Annotated in this window: 17 protein-coding genes; all 17 read right to left on the reverse strand. The window is 66.3% G+C overall.

Going from position 1 to position 16,233, the window contains the following annotated elements; translation table 11 throughout:
• Positions 1–428: 428 nt before the first annotated feature.
• Positions 429–1,214 (reverse strand): peroxide stress protein YaaA, encoded by a 786-nt coding sequence (yaaA, locus tag OA56_RS10685; RefSeq protein ID WP_461585237.1) that lies wholly within the window; start codon positions 1,212–1,214, stop codon positions 429–431.
• Complete coding sequence (locus tag OA56_RS10690) at positions 1,211–2,029, reverse strand: TrmH family RNA methyltransferase (protein ID WP_461585239.1); 819 nt, start codon at positions 2,027–2,029, stop codon at positions 1,211–1,213. The genes yaaA and OA56_RS10690 overlap by 4 nt, the downstream gene beginning before the upstream one ends.
• Complete coding sequence (gene rnhB, locus OA56_RS10695) at positions 2,026–2,604, reverse strand: ribonuclease HII (protein ID WP_461585241.1); 579 nt, start codon at positions 2,602–2,604, stop codon at positions 2,026–2,028. Before rnhB ends, OA56_RS10690 begins: the two co-directional genes overlap by 4 nt.
• Positions 2,605–2,607: 3 nt before the next feature.
• A complete protein-coding gene (gene lpxB / locus OA56_RS10700; protein WP_461585243.1) occupies positions 2,608–3,774 on the reverse strand; it encodes a lipid-A-disaccharide synthase in 1,167 nt (388 codons plus the stop codon).
• Positions 3,758–4,540 (reverse strand): acyl-ACP--UDP-N-acetylglucosamine O-acyltransferase, encoded by a 783-nt coding sequence (lpxA, locus tag OA56_RS10705; protein ID WP_141055830.1) that lies wholly within the window; start codon positions 4,538–4,540, stop codon positions 3,758–3,760. Before lpxA ends, lpxB begins: the two co-directional genes overlap by 17 nt.
• A complete protein-coding gene (gene fabZ / locus OA56_RS10710; protein WP_055423760.1) occupies positions 4,537–4,974 on the reverse strand; it encodes a 3-hydroxyacyl-ACP dehydratase FabZ in 438 nt (145 codons plus the stop codon). The genes lpxA and fabZ overlap by 4 nt, the downstream gene beginning before the upstream one ends.
• A 44-nt stretch (positions 4,975–5,018) precedes the next feature.
• Positions 5,019–6,059: a UDP-3-O-(3-hydroxymyristoyl)glucosamine N-acyltransferase gene (gene lpxD / locus OA56_RS10715; protein ID WP_055423714.1), complete on the reverse strand. Its 1,041-nt coding sequence runs from the start codon at positions 6,057–6,059 to the stop codon at positions 5,019–5,021.
• The gene (locus OA56_RS10720; protein WP_408646107.1) at positions 6,059–6,586 is read right to left on the reverse strand and encodes an OmpH/Skp family outer membrane protein; all 528 of its coding nucleotides are present in this window, start codon (positions 6,584–6,586) and stop codon (positions 6,059–6,061) included. The genes lpxD and OA56_RS10720 overlap by 1 nt, the downstream gene beginning before the upstream one ends.
• Before the next feature lie 57 nt (positions 6,587–6,643).
• Complete coding sequence (bamA, locus tag OA56_RS10725) at positions 6,644–8,956, reverse strand: outer membrane protein assembly factor BamA (RefSeq protein WP_461585246.1); 2,313 nt, start codon at positions 8,954–8,956, stop codon at positions 6,644–6,646.
• Positions 8,953–10,317, reverse strand: coding sequence for an RIP metalloprotease RseP (gene rseP / locus OA56_RS10730; RefSeq protein ID WP_461585248.1), 1,365 nt, complete (start codon positions 10,315–10,317; stop codon positions 8,953–8,955). Before rseP ends, bamA begins: the two co-directional genes overlap by 4 nt.
• Complete coding sequence (gene ispC / locus OA56_RS10735) at positions 10,314–11,504, reverse strand: 1-deoxy-D-xylulose-5-phosphate reductoisomerase (RefSeq protein ID WP_055423711.1); 1,191 nt, start codon at positions 11,502–11,504, stop codon at positions 10,314–10,316. The genes rseP and ispC overlap by 4 nt, the downstream gene beginning before the upstream one ends.
• Entirely contained in the window at positions 11,501–12,334 is an 834-nt protein-coding gene (locus tag OA56_RS10740; RefSeq protein WP_055423710.1) for a phosphatidate cytidylyltransferase, read from the reverse strand. Before OA56_RS10740 ends, ispC begins: the two co-directional genes overlap by 4 nt.
• Positions 12,331–13,062, reverse strand: a complete 732-nt coding sequence (gene uppS, locus OA56_RS10745) for a polyprenyl diphosphate synthase (protein WP_055423709.1) — start codon at positions 13,060–13,062, stop codon at positions 12,331–12,333. The genes OA56_RS10740 and uppS overlap by 4 nt, the downstream gene beginning before the upstream one ends.
• A gap of 72 nt (positions 13,063–13,134) precedes the next feature.
• Positions 13,135–13,695 (reverse strand): ribosome recycling factor, encoded by a 561-nt coding sequence (gene frr / locus OA56_RS10750; protein WP_055423708.1) that lies wholly within the window; start codon positions 13,693–13,695, stop codon positions 13,135–13,137.
• Between the two features lie 9 nt (positions 13,696–13,704).
• Positions 13,705–14,421, reverse strand: coding sequence for a UMP kinase (gene pyrH / locus OA56_RS10755; protein ID WP_055423707.1), 717 nt, complete (start codon positions 14,419–14,421; stop codon positions 13,705–13,707).
• A 15-nt stretch (positions 14,422–14,436) separates the two neighbouring features.
• Positions 14,437–15,327 (reverse strand): translation elongation factor Ts, encoded by an 891-nt coding sequence (gene tsf, locus OA56_RS10760; protein WP_461585251.1) that lies wholly within the window; start codon positions 15,325–15,327, stop codon positions 14,437–14,439.
• Positions 15,328–15,399: 72 nt separating this feature from the next.
• A complete protein-coding gene (gene rpsB / locus OA56_RS10765; RefSeq protein ID WP_055423706.1) occupies positions 15,400–16,182 on the reverse strand; it encodes a 30S ribosomal protein S2 in 783 nt (260 codons plus the stop codon).
• Positions 16,183–16,233 lie beyond the last annotated feature (51 nt).

A 16,233-nucleotide genomic window follows, 5' to 3' on the forward strand; every position in this document is an offset into this window, starting at 1 on the left:
ACGAGGTTTGTCCGGTTTTCATTAGGTATGTGTCAGGTCCCGGACAATTACGTGGTGTTTTTATGAAAAGTTCCGGTTTTTCCGCGTACTATCTTTTCATGGCCTCGATGGGCGGGACATGTCCCAGGGCCTTCTGGGGAAGGGGTGATTGTGCCGCCACGTAGCGCTGAATCGTCGCCTCCAGCGCTTCGTGACGGTCGAACCGTTGAGGAAGAGGGCGGCATAAAGCCTCGGAAACCGCTTTCCATAACGCCCTGATACCACGACAACCCCCTCTCCTCCCTAGAGCTTGCGAATAAACCTGCTGCGCGGCCCGATTGCTCTTCGTTGCGCGGAGCTCGCTCCTCGCCTATCTTCGGGATATGTCTCGTCGCTGCGCTCCGGGCGCCTCGCACTCGAACCGCTCGCGACGGTTTCTTCGCCAGCGCTCAAACCGCCTTGCGCCGGAACACCGGTCGATCCGGGCTCGAGGCCGCAGGATCGTAGGCGTAGCCCTCGAGCGAGAAGCCGAGCAGATCCTCCACCTGCTCCGCCCTTTTCAGGGCCGCATGGCGCGCCATCAGCCCGCGGGCGCGCTTGGCATAGAAGCTGATGATCTTGAAGCGCCCACCCTTCCAGTCCTCGAACACGGGGCTCACCACCCGTGCCCCTAGTGCCGCGACGTCGACTGCCTTGAAGTATTCTTCCGAGGCGAGATTGACGAGCACGGGCACGCGCCCAGCCGCCGCCTGCGCCTCGAGCAGCCGCCGCAGGGCCGCCGTCACCGTCTCCCGCCAGTAGGCATAGAGATCGCGCCCGAGCGGATTCTCCAGCCGCGTTCCCATCTCCAGCCGATGCGGCAGGATGCGGTCGAGCGGGCGCAGCACGCCGTAGAGCCCCGAGAGGATACGCAGATTCTCCTGCAGCCAGGCGATCGCCGCCGGGGGCAGGCTCGCCGCCTCCAGCCCCTCATAGACATCGCCCGCGTAGGCGAAGAGCGCCGCCTTCGCCGCGTCGGGCGTATGCTCGGGCGACCAGGCCGCATAGCGTCCCACGTTCAGGGCCGCGAGCTTGTCCGACAAATCCATCAGCTCCTGCAGCTCGGCCGGCGTCAACCGCCGCAACCGCCCGACAAGCTCCTGCGCCCGATCGAGAAAATCGGGCAGTGTCGTCTCCGCCACGGGGGCGGGCGTATCGAAGTCCATCGCTTTGGCCGGGGAGATCACGAATATCATGAGACGACTCCTTTCTTGGCTTGGCAAAGCCGCTGCCGCACCGCCTCGAACAGACACACCGCCACCGCTGCGGCGACGTTGAGCGACTCCATCGCCCCTGGCATGGGGATGCGCACGCAGGCATCCGCCACGGCCAACCACTCGGGACGCACCCCGGCCCCTTCCGCACCGAAAAGCCACAGCGCCGGCGCTTTCAGACCGAGCGCGTAGAGCGGCACGGCATCGGCAGCGAGCGCCGTCGCGAAGACGCGACCGCGGCGCGCGGCGAACCAGGGCGCGGGATCGTCGATCGAGGCAAGGGGTAGCACGAAGTGCGCTCCCATCGCCGCGCGCAACACCTTGGGCGCCCAAGGATCGGCGCAACCCGGTGCGAGCAGCACCGCGCCCACGCCCGCGGCGGCGGCGGTGCGCAGGATCGCGCCGACGTTGCCCGGCTCCTGCACCCCATCGAGCAGCACGAGATCGCGCCCGGCGAGTTCTTCCGGCGTGACTTCCAGTGTACGGCGTGCGAACCGCGCCACGATGCCAGACGGCGTCTCGGTGGCGGCAAGCGCGCGAAAAACCGGGGCAGAGACGCGAACACGCGCGCACGTGGGCGGCAGCGCCTCGAGCACGGCCGCGAAACGCGCTTCCCGCCCCTCCTCGACGAACACCGCCTCCGGCATCCAGCCGGCCTGCAGCGCCGCGGTGAGCAGGTGATCACCCTCGAGCACGAGCCACGGCTCGCGCCTGCGAAAGGGCGCCTCGTTCAGCCAGCGCCGGATCGCGCGCACCTGCGGGTTGTCGCGCGAACGGATCTCCTGCCAGGCGCTCATCGCACGCTTTCCTCGATCGCCGCGCGCACCGGGGCGAAACTGCGACGATGCTCGGGACAGGGACCGAGCCGCGCGAGCGCCGCCAGATGCGCGGCCGTGCCATAGCCCTTGTGCCGGGCAAAGCCATACCCGGGATGGCGGGCTTCCAACGCCACGAGCCGCGCGTCGCGATGCGTCTTGGCAAGGATAGAGGCAGCCATGATGGCCGGTTCGAGGGCGTCGCCGCCGATGATCGTGCGCACCGGCACCTCCAGCGCCGGCGCCTGGTTGCCATCGACGAGCACCTCGTCGGGCATCACGGGCAATGCCGCCACGGCGCGCGCCATCGCCCGCAGCGTCGCCCGCAGGATGTTCCATTCATCGATCTCCGCGGCCGACGCTTCGGCCACCGCCCAGGCGAGCGCCGTGGCGCGGATCTCGGCGGCGAGCCGTTCGCGCCGACGCGGGCTCAGTTTCTTCGAATCGTTCAGCCCCGATAGCGGCGTGTTCGGCGGCAGGATCACCGCCGCGGCCACCACCGGCCCGGCGAGCGGTCCGCGCCCCGCCTCATCCACCCCGCAGATGAGCCTCGACATCGTCTATCCCCTCCCGAGTCTCGGGCCGAAGCGCGTCAGGATCGCCTCGCGCGCGCGCTGGGCGGTGTCCTGACGCAGCATGAGGTGCAGTTCGGTGAAGCGCTCGGCGAGCCGCGCGCATGCCGGCGCGTCTTCGAACCAGCGCAACACCGCCGCGGCCAGATCGGCGGGATTCGCTTCGTCCTGCAGCAGCTCTGGCACCACCGTCTCGCACAGCAGGATGTTGGGCAAACCCACCCATGGCAGATAGGCCATGCGCCGCAGCAGGCGATATTGCCACGGATTCATGCGGTAGGCGATCACCATCGGGCGCTTGAGCAGCGCCGCTTCCAGAGTGGCCGTGCCGCTGGCGAGCAGCACCACGTCGGCCGCCGTCATCGCCTCGTGCGCCCGGCGCGGCAGCACGTGCACCCCGAGCTCGGGCGCCTCGGCCAAGGCTTCGGCCACGAGGGCATCGCCCAAGGCGTTGGCCGTGGGCAAGAGCAGCACCAGATCGGGCAGCGCCTGCCGCAGGCGCGCCGCCGCGGCGAGAAAGACCGGCAAGAGGTGCCTCAACTCCCCCTCGCGGCTGCCTGGCAGCAGCGCCAGCACCGGCGCCTGCGGTGCGATTCCCAGCGCGGCCCGGGCCCCCGCCTGGTCCGGTGCGAGCGGCAGCCGGTCGGCAAGCGGATGGCCGACGAAGCGCGCTTCGATCCCGGCCTCGGCATAGAGCGCTGGCTCGAAAGGAAAAAGGCACAGCATCAGATCGACCGCGCGGGCGATCGTCTTCACTCGCCGGCGGCGCCAGGCCCAGATCGAGGGGCTGACGAAGTGCACCGTGCCGATACCGGCGCGTTTGAGCTGCGCCTCGAGCCCGAGGTTGAAATCCGGCGCGTCGATGCCGATGAAGAGATCCACCGGCGGCGCCGCGAGCGCGTGCACGAGCGCGCGGCGAAAGCGCGCGAGCCGAGGATAGCGCTTGAGCGCATCGACGAATCCGTGCACCGCCAGGGGCTCGTAGGACCAACGCGCATCGAACCCCTGGGCCTGCATCGCCTCGCCGCCCACGCCCCAGAAACGAACCCCGGGCAGCGCCAGGCGCAAACCCTCGAGGAGCAGCCCGCCCAAGAGATCGCCCGAAGCCTCACCGGCCACGAGCGCGACCGAAGGCGTTTCAGCGGACGATGCCACGGCCCGGTTGTGCGAGGAAGTCGATGAGCGGTTGCAGCTCCGGCTGCTCGACGGCCAGTTCCGCGATGCGCTCGCGCGCCTCGGCCAAAGTAAGCCCGCTGCGATAGAGGAGCTTGTAGGCGCGCCGGATGGCGGCGATCGCCTCGGGCGAAAACCCCCGACGACGCAACCCCTCGGCGTTGATGCCGTGTGGCGCGGCCGGGTTGCCCGCCACCGTCACGTAGGGCGGAAGATCTTGCAGCAGCACCGTGCCCACGCCGCAAAAGCTGTGCGCCCCCACGCGCACGAACTGGTGCACGCCGGTGAATCCGCCGAGGATCGCCCAGTCCCCCACGACGACGTGGCCCGCGAGCGTAGCGTTGTTGGCGAAAATGGTGTGATTACCCACCGTGCAGTCGTGCGCCACGTGCACGTAGGCCATGATCCAGTTGTCGTCGCCCACGCGCGTCTCGCCGCCGCCCTGCACCGTGCCGACGTTGAAGGAACAATACTCGCGGATGGTGTTGCGATGCCCGATCGTCAGACGCGTGGGCTCCCCCGCGTACTTCATATCCTGCGGCACCTGCCCCAGCGAGCAGAAAGGAAAGACGTGGTTGTCCTCCCCCAGCGCCGTGTGCCCCTCGAGCACGCAGTGCGCCTCGATCCGCGTGCGCGCGCCGATCTTCACGTGCGGACCGATCACGCAGTAAGGGCCGATCTTCACCCCCTCGGCCAGCTCCGCGCCGGCAGCGACGATCGCGCTCGGGTGGATGTCGACCGTGCTCATTTCAGCCCTTTGAGCGCGCACATGAGCTGCGCCTGGGCCGCCACCTCTTCACCGACGCGGGCCGTGGCGGAATACTTCGAGATGCCGCGCACGTTGCGCAGCAGCTCCACTTCCAGCAGCAGCTGATCCCCCGGCACCACCGGGCGGCGGAACCGCGCCTCGTCGATGCCGGCAAAATAGACGATGGAATCGGCATCGGGGCGCGTGCCCATGGTCTCGAAGGAGAGCACGGCCGCGGCCTGGGCGAGCGCTTCCAGGATCAGCACGCCCGGCATCACCGGCGCATGCGGGAAGTGTCCGGGGAAAAACGGCTCGTTGATGGTGACGTTCTTCAACGCCAGGATGCGCTTGCCCACTTCCATCTCGAGGACGCGGTCGACGAGAAGGAACGGATAGCGGTGCGGCAGATACTGCAGGATCTGTTCGATGTTCATCATGTCGCAGGGCTCGCGGCAGGAAATCGGGAAAGCGACGAGGATCAGTCCTCGTCGGCGAGTTCGGCCAGGCGCTTTTCCAGGCGGCGGATGCGCTCGGCCATCGCGTCGAGATGGCGCAGGTGGGCGAAGTTGCGCCGCCACTCCTCATAGGGCTGCAGCGGGATGCCAGCGCCATAGACGCCTGGCCTGGTGATGGGCTTCATCACGCCGGAACCGGCCATGATGGTCACGTCGTCGCAGATCTCCACGTGCCCGGCAATGCCGACCTGCCCGCCCAGGCGGCAGCGGCGCCCGATGCGGGTGCTGCCGCCCACGCCGACGCAGCCGGCCATGGCCGTGTGCGCCCCGACGTGGCAGTTGTGCCCGATCTGGATTTGGTTGTCGAGGATCACGCCCTCCTCGATCACCGTATCTTCGAGCGCGCCGCGGTCGATCGAGGTGTTCGCCCCGATCTCCACGTCATCGCCGATCACCACGCGGCCCAGTTGCGGGATCTTCACCCAGCGCTCTTCCCCACCGTCCCAGGCGAAGCCGAAGCCGTCGGCGCCGATCACCGCCCCGGAATGGATGCGCACACGCGCGCCGATCACACATCCGGGGTAAATCGTGACGTTGGCGGCGATGCGGCATTCCGGTCCGACGCTGCTACCGGCGCCGATCACGCTGCCCGCGCCGATCACCGTGCCTGCTCCGACCCGCGCCCCGGCTTCCACCACCGCGTTGGGCCCGATGGCGCAGCTCGGATCGACCTCACCCAGCACCACCGCGCTGGGATGCACCCCTGGGCACACCTCGGGTTCGGGGTGCAGCCACTGCGCTGCCTTGGCATAGAGCAGGTAAGGATCGGGCGCCAGCACCAAGGCAAGGTGGGGCGGCGCGCGATCGGCGAATTTCGGCGCGAGGATCACGGCGCTCGCGCGGCACTGCGGCAGGCGCGCGAGATACTTCGGCTGTGCCACGAAGGTGAGATCGCCCGGCTGCGCCGATTCGAGCGAGGCGACGCGGCGCAGCACGAGCGCGGGATCGCCGCGCACCTCGACGCCGAAGCGCTCGGCGAGCGCCCCTAGCGTACGCTCAGCCATCACTGCCCCGCCGACTCGAGCGCTTTGATGACCTGGTCGGTAATGTCGATGCGCGGGCTAGCGTAGACCGCGTCCTGCAACACGAGGTCGTATTTGCCGTCTTCCGCGACTTTCTTGATCGCCTTGTTGGCCTGGTCGAGCACGCGCGCGAGCTCCTCGTTGCGCCGCTGGTTGAGATCCTCACGGAATTCACGCTGCTTGCGCTGGAAGTCGCGACTCATCTCGGCAAACGCCCGTTCCTTGCGGCTGCGTTCGCTCTCGTTCATCGACGAGCCCTTGCGCTCCAATTCCTGCTGCAGCGCCTGCAGCTCGTCGGCCATGCGCTTCAACTCCCGGTCGCGCGGCTCGAACTCCTTCTCCAGGCGTTTTTGCGCCGCCACCGCCGGCGGAGCCTCGCGCATCAGGCGCTCCGAATTGACGAACCCGATCTTGGCCTCCGCCCAGGCCATCGCGCTCGTCAGGCCCAGCGACAACGCCACCAACACCGCCACGGATTTTCTCTTCACGCTGACCTCTCTCGTCGTCATTGCACAACCCACCTTCCGGCATCCTCACACCGACGCCGGAAAAACCGGGACATAGGCTCAGAACATGGTCCCAAACTGGAATTGGAAGTTCTGCGTATCGTCTTTGTAATTGGAACCTCCGACGTCCTTGCGCAGCGGCACCGCGAAGCTGAATTTCAGCGGCCCCAGCGGCGAAGACCAGGAGAAACCGACCCCCGTACTCACGCGCATGTCGTTGAGCTGGATGGGATCGTCCTGATCCCACACATAGCCCGAATCGACGAAGACCGACATGCGGAAGGTCTTGTCCATCCCCATGCCTGGCAAGGGGAAATAGTACTCGGCGTTGAGCACGATCTTGCGCGTGCCGCCGTAGGCGTCGTCGTTCTCGTCCTTGCGCCCGAGGCTACCGGCCTCGAACCCTCGCACGGAACCGATGCCGCCCACGTAGTAGTTGCGGAAGAAGGGGACGTCTTTGTCGCCGTAGGACTCGATCCAGCCGATGTCGCCGTTCAACATGAGCGCCTGGCGCTCGGTGATCGGGATCCACCATTGATGCTGGTAGGAGAGCTTGACGATCTCGATGTCGCCCGGCGGCAGGTCCACTTCGGCCGAGACGCGCTGATAGCGCCCTTTCATCGGGTAGATGCGCGAATCGCGGGTGTCGCGCGCCCAGCCGGCCGTAAATGCCAGCGACGAGACACCATCGCAGTCATAGTCACTGCCCGGACCGCAGAACTCGATGTAGCGCAGCGGGCTATCCCAATAGACGTCGATCTTGGTGAGATCGTAGGCCAGACCGAACTGGATGTTGTCGTCCTCGCCGATCGGCCAGCCCATGCGCAACCCACCGCCCATCGAACGAGTCTTATAGCGGGATATGTTGTAGCTTTCCGAGGGATCGAAGGTGCGGTAGTAAAGGTCGTAGCCGAGCGAGACGCCATCGATCGTATAGTACGGATCGGTGAAGGAGAGCGAGGCGGTGCGTTTCGACTGGCTGGTGTCGAGCTGCAGGCCCAGCGACTTGCCGCTGCCGAAGATGTTGTCCTGCGTGACCGCGCCCGAGAGCACGACGCTATCCGAGCTCGAAAAGCCCGCGCCGACCATCAGGTTGCCCGTGGGCTTTTCCTTGACGGTGAAATTGACGTCGACCTGGTCGGTGGTGCCGGGCACTGGCTGAGTCTCTACTTGCACGTCGTCGAAGTAGCCCAGACGGTCGATGCGCTGCTTGGACTTGTTGATCTTCTCGGCGTCGTACCACTCGCCCTCCATCTGCCGCATCTCGCGGCGGACCACTTCGTCGCGGGTGCGCACGTTGCCGCCCACGTTGATGCGATGCACGTAGGTACGCCGGCCCGGATCGACGAAGATGGTGAAAGCCACCTGGCGCTTCTCGCGATCGATCTCGGGGGCGGCGTTGACGTTGGCAAAGGCGTAGCCTTCGTTGCCGAGCCGGTCGGTTACCGCCTTCACCGTGGCATTGAGCTTCTCGCGCGAGAAGACGTCGCCGGGCTTGAGCTGGGCGAGCTTGCGGTATTCCTCTTCCGGCAGAATGAGATTGCCGGCAAAGCGCACCGCCGAAACGGTGTAGCGCTCCCCTTCCTTGACCGAGATCGAAATGTAGATGTTCTGCTTGTCCGGTCCGATCGACACCGAAGCCGACTCGATCTCGAAATCGAGGTATCCCTGGTTCATGTAGAATGAGCGCAGCGATTCCAGATCCTGCTGCAGTTTCTCGCGCGAATAGCGGTCGGATTTGGTGTACCAGGTGAGCCAGCCCGGGGTGGTCAACTGGAACTTTTTCAGGAGTTCTTTTTCGGAAAAGGCCTTGTTGCCGACGATCTTGATCTCGGCGATCTTGGCCGGCTCCCCTTCGGTGATGTCGAAACGGATGGCCACCCGGTTGCGCGGCAAGGGCGTGATGGTCGTTTGGATATCCACCGCATAATAGCCGCGCGAGAGGTATTGGCGCTTGAGCTCCTGCTCCGCTTGCCGCAGCAGCGAGCGGTCGAAGATGCGCGATTCGGCCAAACCAACGCCGCGCAGCGCCTGCTTGATGGAGTCGACGTCGAATTCTTTCATGCCGACGAACTGGAGCTCGCCGATGGCGGGCCGCTCATCGACGAGGACCACCAGCACGTCGCCGTCGGCCTCGATGCGCACGTCGCTGAAAAATCCCGTCTCGAAGAGCTTGCGCACCGCCTCGTCGGCCTGCTCCTGGGTGATGCGCTCGCCCACCTTCACCGGCAGATAGCTGAAGATGGTCCCGGCCTCGACGCGCTGGATCCCTTCGACGCGGATGTCCTTGACCACGAACGGCTCGAACGCCTGGACCGACCCCACGAGCAAAGCTCCGATCAGGGCCACCGTCGCCGCCAGTTTTTTCTTCATCCGCTCACACTCGACCAAATCCGGGACACATCGTTGAACAGCGCAATCGCCATCAACGTCATCAACAGCGCCAAGCCAATCTGCTGGCCGATCTCCATCGCCCGCTCGGAGAGCGGCCGGCCGCGCACGGCTTCGAGCGAATAATACAGCAAATGCCCGCCATCCAGAATCGGCACCGGCAGCAGGTTCAACACCCCCAGGCTGATGCTCACCAAGGCGACGAAGCGCAGATAGTGCTCCAGACCCATTTTCGCCGTCTGACCGGCATAGTCGGCGATGGTGAGCGGCCCGGAGAGGTTCTTGAGCGAGGCCTCGCCGATGAGCATGCGCCCGAAGAGGCGCAAGCTCATCGCGCTCACTTCCCACGTCTGCCGCAACGCCAGATTCAGCGCCTGCAGCGGCGGATAGCGCACGGATACGAGGAATTCCTCGTCGGGAACGGGGCGTACCGCCACGCCGATGCGTCCGATCGTTCCCCCTTGGCCATCGTCGGCGGACTCGGCGAACACCTCCCGTTCGAGCGTCCGGCCCTCCTGCTCCAGGGTGAAACGCAAGGTCTTGCCGGGATTCGCACGCACGATCTCGACCAGATCCCGCCAATCGGCGATCGGCTTGCCCTCGATGGCGCGCACCCGCATCCCGGGCACGATGCCGGCGCGCTCGGCCGGGCTGCCCGGAGCGACGCTGCCCACCACCGGCTCCAGGGGCGGACGCCAGGGCTTGAGCCCCAGCTGTACCATGACGTCGTCGCTGCCGTGATCGACGACGACCCCGGCGAGCGGCAAAGAGATCGTCAGGCGCTCGCCGGCGCGCTCCACCTCCAGCGTCGCCGCATCGCGGCGCAGGGCCGCGGCGAGCACTTCCCAACGCAGCTGCGGCAGGCTCAGCACCTCGCGCCCGTCGACGGCCATCACCCGGTCGCCCGGCTGCAACCCTGCCTGCGCCGCGATGCTCTCGGGCGGCGGATCGATTCGCGCCACCGGCTCGCGCACTCCCACCGTATAGAGCGCCGCATAGAGAACGATCGCCAACAAGAGGTTGGCCAGGGGGCCGGCGACCACGATCAGCATGCGCTTGCCCACCGGCTGACGGTTGAACGCACGGGCGAGATCCTCGGGCGCCACCGGGCCTTCCCGCTCATCGACCATTTTCACATAGCCGCCCAAGGGGACGGCGGCGAGCACCCATTGCGTGCCATCGCGCCCGAAACGGCGCGACCACAGCGCTGGCCCGAAACCAATGGAAAAACGCAGCACTTTCACGCCACAGGCCCGGGCGACGAGGTAGTGCCCCAGCTCGTGGAAGAAGATGAGGCCACCCAGGGCGATCACGAAAGGAATGAGGTAGGAGAAGACGTTCATGCGCCCTCCCCCGCGAGCAAGGATTCGGCCCGGTCTCGCGCCAGGCGGTCGAATTCCAGCACCGCCTCGATCGTGTCGAGCTCGCGCTTCGGCAGCTGCGCGAGCGTGGCTTCGATCAGGGCCGGAATGCGGTCGAACCGCAAGCGCCCCTGCAGGAACGCAGCCACCGCCACCTCGTTGGCCGCATTGAGCGCGGCAGGGGCCGAGCCGCCTTCGCGCAGCGCCTCGTAGGCGAGCCGCAGGCAAGGAAAACGCTCCAGGTCGGGCGGTTCGAATTCGAGCCGGCCCACGCGCACCAGATCGAGTGGCCTCACCCCCGCCTCGAGCCGCTGGGGAAAGCCCAAGGCATGGGCGATCGGCGTGCGCATGTCGGGCGTGCCCAGCTGCGCGAGCAGCGAACCGTCGCGGTATTCCACCAGCGAATGCACCACGCTCTGGGGATGGATCAGCACGTCGATGCGCGAGGGTGGCAGGCCGAAAAGCCAGTACGCCTCGATCACCTCCAGCCCCTTGTTCATCATCGTGGCCGAGTCGACCGAGATCTTGCGCCCCATCGACCAGTTGGGATGGGCACACGCCTCTTGGGGCGTAATGGCAGGAAACGTCTCCTGCGGCCGCTCGCGAAACGGCCCCCCCGAAGCGGTGAGGAGGATCCGCCGCACGCCGAAATCGTCCGGCCGGCTGCGGTCGTAGTCCGGCGGCAGCGCCTGGAAGATGGCGTTGTGTTCGGAATCGAGCGGCAGCAGCCGCGCCCCGTGACGCGCCACCGCCTCCATGAAGAGTCCGCCGGCGAGCACCAGGGCCTCCTTGTTGGCGAGCAGGATCTTCTTGCCCGCACACGCGGCGGCCCAGGCAGGGGGCAGCCCCGCCGCGCCAACGATGGCGGCGATCACCGTATCCACTTCGGGATGGCGGGCGACTTCGGCGAGCGCAGTCGCTCCTTGACGCACTTCGGTCGGAATGCCCTCACGGCGCAGTGCCGCGCGCAAGGCGTCCGCAGCGTCCGCCTCGCCCAGCACCGCCCAGCGGGGTTCAAACCGCCGGCACGCTTCGAGCAACTCTTTCCAGCGGCGCTGCGCCGTGAGGGCTACGACTTCGAAGCGCTGCGGGTGGCGCGAGACCACGTCCAACGCGCTCGCGCCGATCGAACCGCTCGCGCCGAGGATCGCCAAGCGTTCCCGCTTCATTGCCGCTCCAGCCACCACAGGGCGAGAAAAGGCATCGTCGCCGTCAGACTGTCGATGCGATCGAGCACCCCGCCATGCCCGGGCAAGACATCGCCGGAATCCTTCACGCCGGCGACACGTTTCATCCAGGATTCGAAGAGATCCCCTTCGATCGCCACCGCCGTCAAGGCCAACAGTACAACGAAGAAATGCCCAAAGGGCGTGCCCGCGGGAGCAAGGCCGAGCAAATACAAAAGTGTGGCATACCCCCCCACGGCGACGAATGCGCCCAACGCACCTTCGATCGTCTTGCCCGGGCTGATCGTCGGGGCAAGCTTGTGCCGTCCCCAACGACGCCCGACGTAGTAGGCGGCGGCATCGGCCACCCACACGAGCGCCATCATCGCCAGCAGGTGCAAGGCAGAGAACTCCCGTAGCGCCACGACCGCCAGAGCAGCGGGCCACAGCACCAGAGCACCCACCGCAGCCCACAACGAACGGCTGCGGCAGCGCCAACCCGCGAGCAGCGTCCAGGGCGCGAGGCTCAGCCAGAAAGCAGCCCCGGCGATCATTACTGCCTCGAGCACCGGCAGCACGGGTTCACCCAGGCTCACGCCGCTTACCCGCCACAAGAAGGCATACCCGACCACGTAACCCAGAGCCCCGCCCCAGGCGGGCACCTCGGCCCAACCGATGAGCCGGCACCACTCACGGCCGGCGAGGAACACGACGAACGCGACGGCCACCGCCCACAAAGTGGCCGGCGCAAAAAAAAGCAAGAGGAGCAAACCGGCGATCAAGATCGCTGCGGTAAAGAGCCGGCGCGAGGCATTCCCGAGAGGGGCGATCATGGAGAGGCGGCGAGCTGCTCGCTCGTGCGGCCGAAGCGCCGTTCGCGGCACTGGTAGGAGCGAACCGCCTCGTCGAGTGCCTCCTCGCGGAAATCCGGCCAGAGCATGTCGGTGAAATAGAGTTCGGTGTAGGCGAGCTGCCAGAGCAGGAAATTGCTCAAGCGCTGCTCGCCGCCAGTGCGGATGAAGAGATCGGGTTCGGGTGCCCAACCCAGGGCGAGCTCCGCCTGCAGCTCGGCCTCGGTGTAACCGCCGGCGCGCTCGGGATGTTTGCTGGTGAGCCGGTTCATCGCCTGCACGATGTCCCAGCGACCGCCGTAATTGGCGGCGATGTTGAGGCAGATCTTGGTGTTGGCCGCGGTCTTCGCCTCGGCCCTGGCGATGAGCGCCTGCAATTCCGCATCGAAGCGGCTGCGATCGCCGATGACGGTGAGCCGCACGCCGTTGCGGTGCATGCGCGCGACCTCGCGCTGGAGCATCATGCGAAAGAGCCCCATGAGAAAGCCCACCTCTTCCGCCGGACGGCGCCAGTTCTCCGAGCTGAAGGCAAAGAGGGTGAGATGCTCGACACCAAGCTCGGCGCAATGGCGCACGACGCGGCGCACCGCCTCCACGCCCTGACGGTGCCCCTCCATGCGGGGCAGTCCACGCTGCTTCGCCCAGCGGCCGTTGCCATCCATGATGATGGCGATGTGCCGCGGGATCGGGCGCACTTCGGGGATGCCCATCGTCGATGTCAGGGGAAGTTCGGCCACGGTGCCTCGCGCAGCCCCGCCGGACGCTGCGGCGGGGGAATGGGATCAGATCTGCAGCAGTTCCTGCTCTTTCTTCTCGATGAGCTTGTCGATCTCGCCGATGTAGCGGTCGGTGAGTTTCTGGACGTCTTCCTCGGCCCGGCGCGCCTCGTCCTCACTGATCGTTTTCTTCTTCAGGGCTTCCTTGATCTCATGGTTTACGTCGCGGCGCACGTTGCGCACCGCCACGCGCGCCTGCTCCCCTTCGTGCCGGACCACCTTGCCCAGCTCCCGGCGGCGCTCCTCGGTGAGCGGCGGCATGGGCACGCGCAGGATCTCGCCCATATTGGAAGGGTTGAGCCCCAGATCGCTCTCGCGGATCGCTTTTTCGATCTTGGAGAGCATGTTCTTTTCCCAAGGCTGCACGCCGATGGTGCGCGAATCGATCAGGGTGACGTTGGCCACCTGCGACACCGGAACCATGGAACCGTAATATTCGACCATGACGTGGTCGAGCAGGCCCGTGTGGGCGCGGCCGGTACGAACCTTGGCGAGATCGACCTTGAGCACCTCGACGGCCTTGGCCATGCGCTGCTCGGCGTCCTTCTTGAGTTCAGCGACGTTCATCTCGACTCCTTACGAATGCACGAGCGTGCCTTCGTCCTCGCCCATGACGACGCGGCGCAAGGCCCCCGGCTTGAAGATCGAAAACACGTTGATGGGCAGCTTGATGTCGCGGCACAAGGCGAAGGCGGTGGCATCCATCACCGCGAGATTGCGCCCGATCGCCTCATCGAAGCTGATGCGGTGATAGCGCTTGGCGGTGGGGTCTTTCTGCGGATCGGCGGTATAGACCCCGTCGACCTTGGTCGCCTTCAACACGATCTGCGCCCCGATCTCGGCGCCGCGCAGCGCGGCCGCCGTGTCGGTGGTGAAGAAAGGATTCCCCGTACCGGCAGCGAAGATGACGATGCGACCTTCTTCCAGATGCCGGATGGCGCGGGCGCGGATGTAGGGTTCGACCACCTGCTCGATGCGCAGCGCCGAGAGCACGCGCGACTCGACCTCATGCCGCCGGAAGGCGTCCGACAGCGCCATGGCATTCATCACCGTGGCGAGCATGCCGATGTAGTCGGCGGTCGCCCGGTCCATGCCACTCGCCGCCCCTTGGATGCCGCGAAAGATGTTGCCCCCGCCGATCACGATCCCGATCTGCACGCCGAGCCCGGAGACTTCGGCGATTTCACCGACGATGCGTTCGACGACCTTCTCGTTGATGCCGTAGGGGTCGTCGCCCATCAGGGCCTCGCCCGAAAGCTTCAAGAGGATGCGGCGATAGGCAGGGGTGGACATGGGCTCGCCTCGTCTTCAGGACTTGGCCGCGGCCGCTGCCTGCGCCGCCACTTCGGCTGCGAAGTCGGTCTGTTTCTTCTCGATGCCTTCGCCGACAACGAAGAGTGCGAAAGAGGCGACCCTGGCGTTGCGCTGCTTCAGGAGCGTCTCGACGCTGAGCTTGTCGTCCTTGACGAAGCCTTGCCCCAGCAGGGTGACCTCCTTGAGGTATTTCTGCACCGCGCCTTCGGCGATCTTGTCGAGGATCGCCTCGGGCTTGCCCGATTCGATCGCTTTCTGCCGCGCGATGCGCCGCTCGGTCTCGATAAGCTCGGCGGGCACCTGATCGGCCGAAAGGGCCTTTGGCTTGCACGCGGCGATGTGCATGGCCAGGTCCTTGCCCAGCGCCTCGTCGCCGCCGACGAGATCGACGAGCACGCCGATCTTGGCGCCGCCGTGCACGTAGGAGTACACCTTGCCCTGGGCCTCGATGCGGACGAAACGGCGAATGGTGATGTTCTCGCCGATTTTGCCCACGAGTTCGGTGCGCACCTGCTCGACCGGCTTGCCGTCGAGCTCGAGCTGGGAGAGCGCGGCCACGTCGGCCGGATTGCGCTCGGCTACCAGCTGCGCCAGGCGGTTGGCGAAGGCGATGAATTCGTCGTTCTTCGCTACGAAGTCGGTCTCGCAATTGACCTCGACCATGGCCGCGAGCTTGGCATCGGGCGACACCCAGATGGCGACGATGCCTTCGGCGGCCACGCGGCTGGCGGCCTTGCTCGCCTTGTTGCCGAGCTTGACGCGCAGGATCTCCTCGGCGCGCGCCATGTCGCCGCCGGCCTCCGCGAGCGCTTTCTTGCACTCCATCATCGGCGCATCGGTGCGCTCGCGCAGCTCCTTGACCATGCTTGCGGTAATTTCAGCCATCATCCGTCCTCACGAAAGATTGTCGGGCGGACGCGCCCGAAGCGCGCCCGCCGCATGCACACTGCTTCTGCCTTACTCGGCCGCCGGCGCTTCGCCTTCCTCGGAGGCCGTCTCACCTTCGGCGCCTTCGACTTCCACGAACTCGTCGGAAGCCGCAGCGACCACTTCCTGCAGCGCCATGGCCTTGCCTTCGAGCACCGCGTCGGCGATCGCCCGGGCGTACAGGCGCACGGCGCGGGCCGAATCGTCGTTGCCCGGGATCACGTAATCGATGCCCTCAGGCGCATGGTTGGTGTCGACCACCGCCACGACCGGAATGCCCAGCTTGTTCGCTTCGGACACGGCGATCTTGTGGTGCCCCACGTCGATGACGAAGAGCGCGTCGGGCAGACGATCCATCTCCTTGATTCCGCCCAGGCTGCGCTCGAGCTTGTCGAGCTCGCGCTGCAGACCCAGTGCCTCGCGCTTGGGCAACTGCTGCACCGAGCCGTCGGCGAACGCCGCTTCGAGCTCCTTCAAGCGCGCGATGGACTGGCGCACCGTCTTGAAGTTGGTGAGCATGCCACCGAGCCAGCGTTCATTGACGAAAGGCATGCCGCAGCGCTGGGCTTCCTCGGCGATGATGTCACGCGCCTGGCGCTTGGTGGCGACGAAAAGGATCGTGCCGCCCTTGGCCGAGAGCCGGCGCACGAATTCGACCGCTTCGCGCAGCTTCGCCAGCGTCTTCTCGAGGTTGATGATGTGGATCTTGTTGCGCTCGCCGTAGATGTAGGGGGCCATCTTGGGATGCCAGAAACGGGTCTGGTGCCCGAAATGGACGCCAGCCTCGAGCATTTGACGCATCGTGACGTTCATGAAGACTCCAATGGATAAGGGTTGAACCTCCGCCCGCGACCCACCGTGCGC

It is taken from the genome of Tepidiphilus sp. HLB4 (assembly GCF_054823945.1).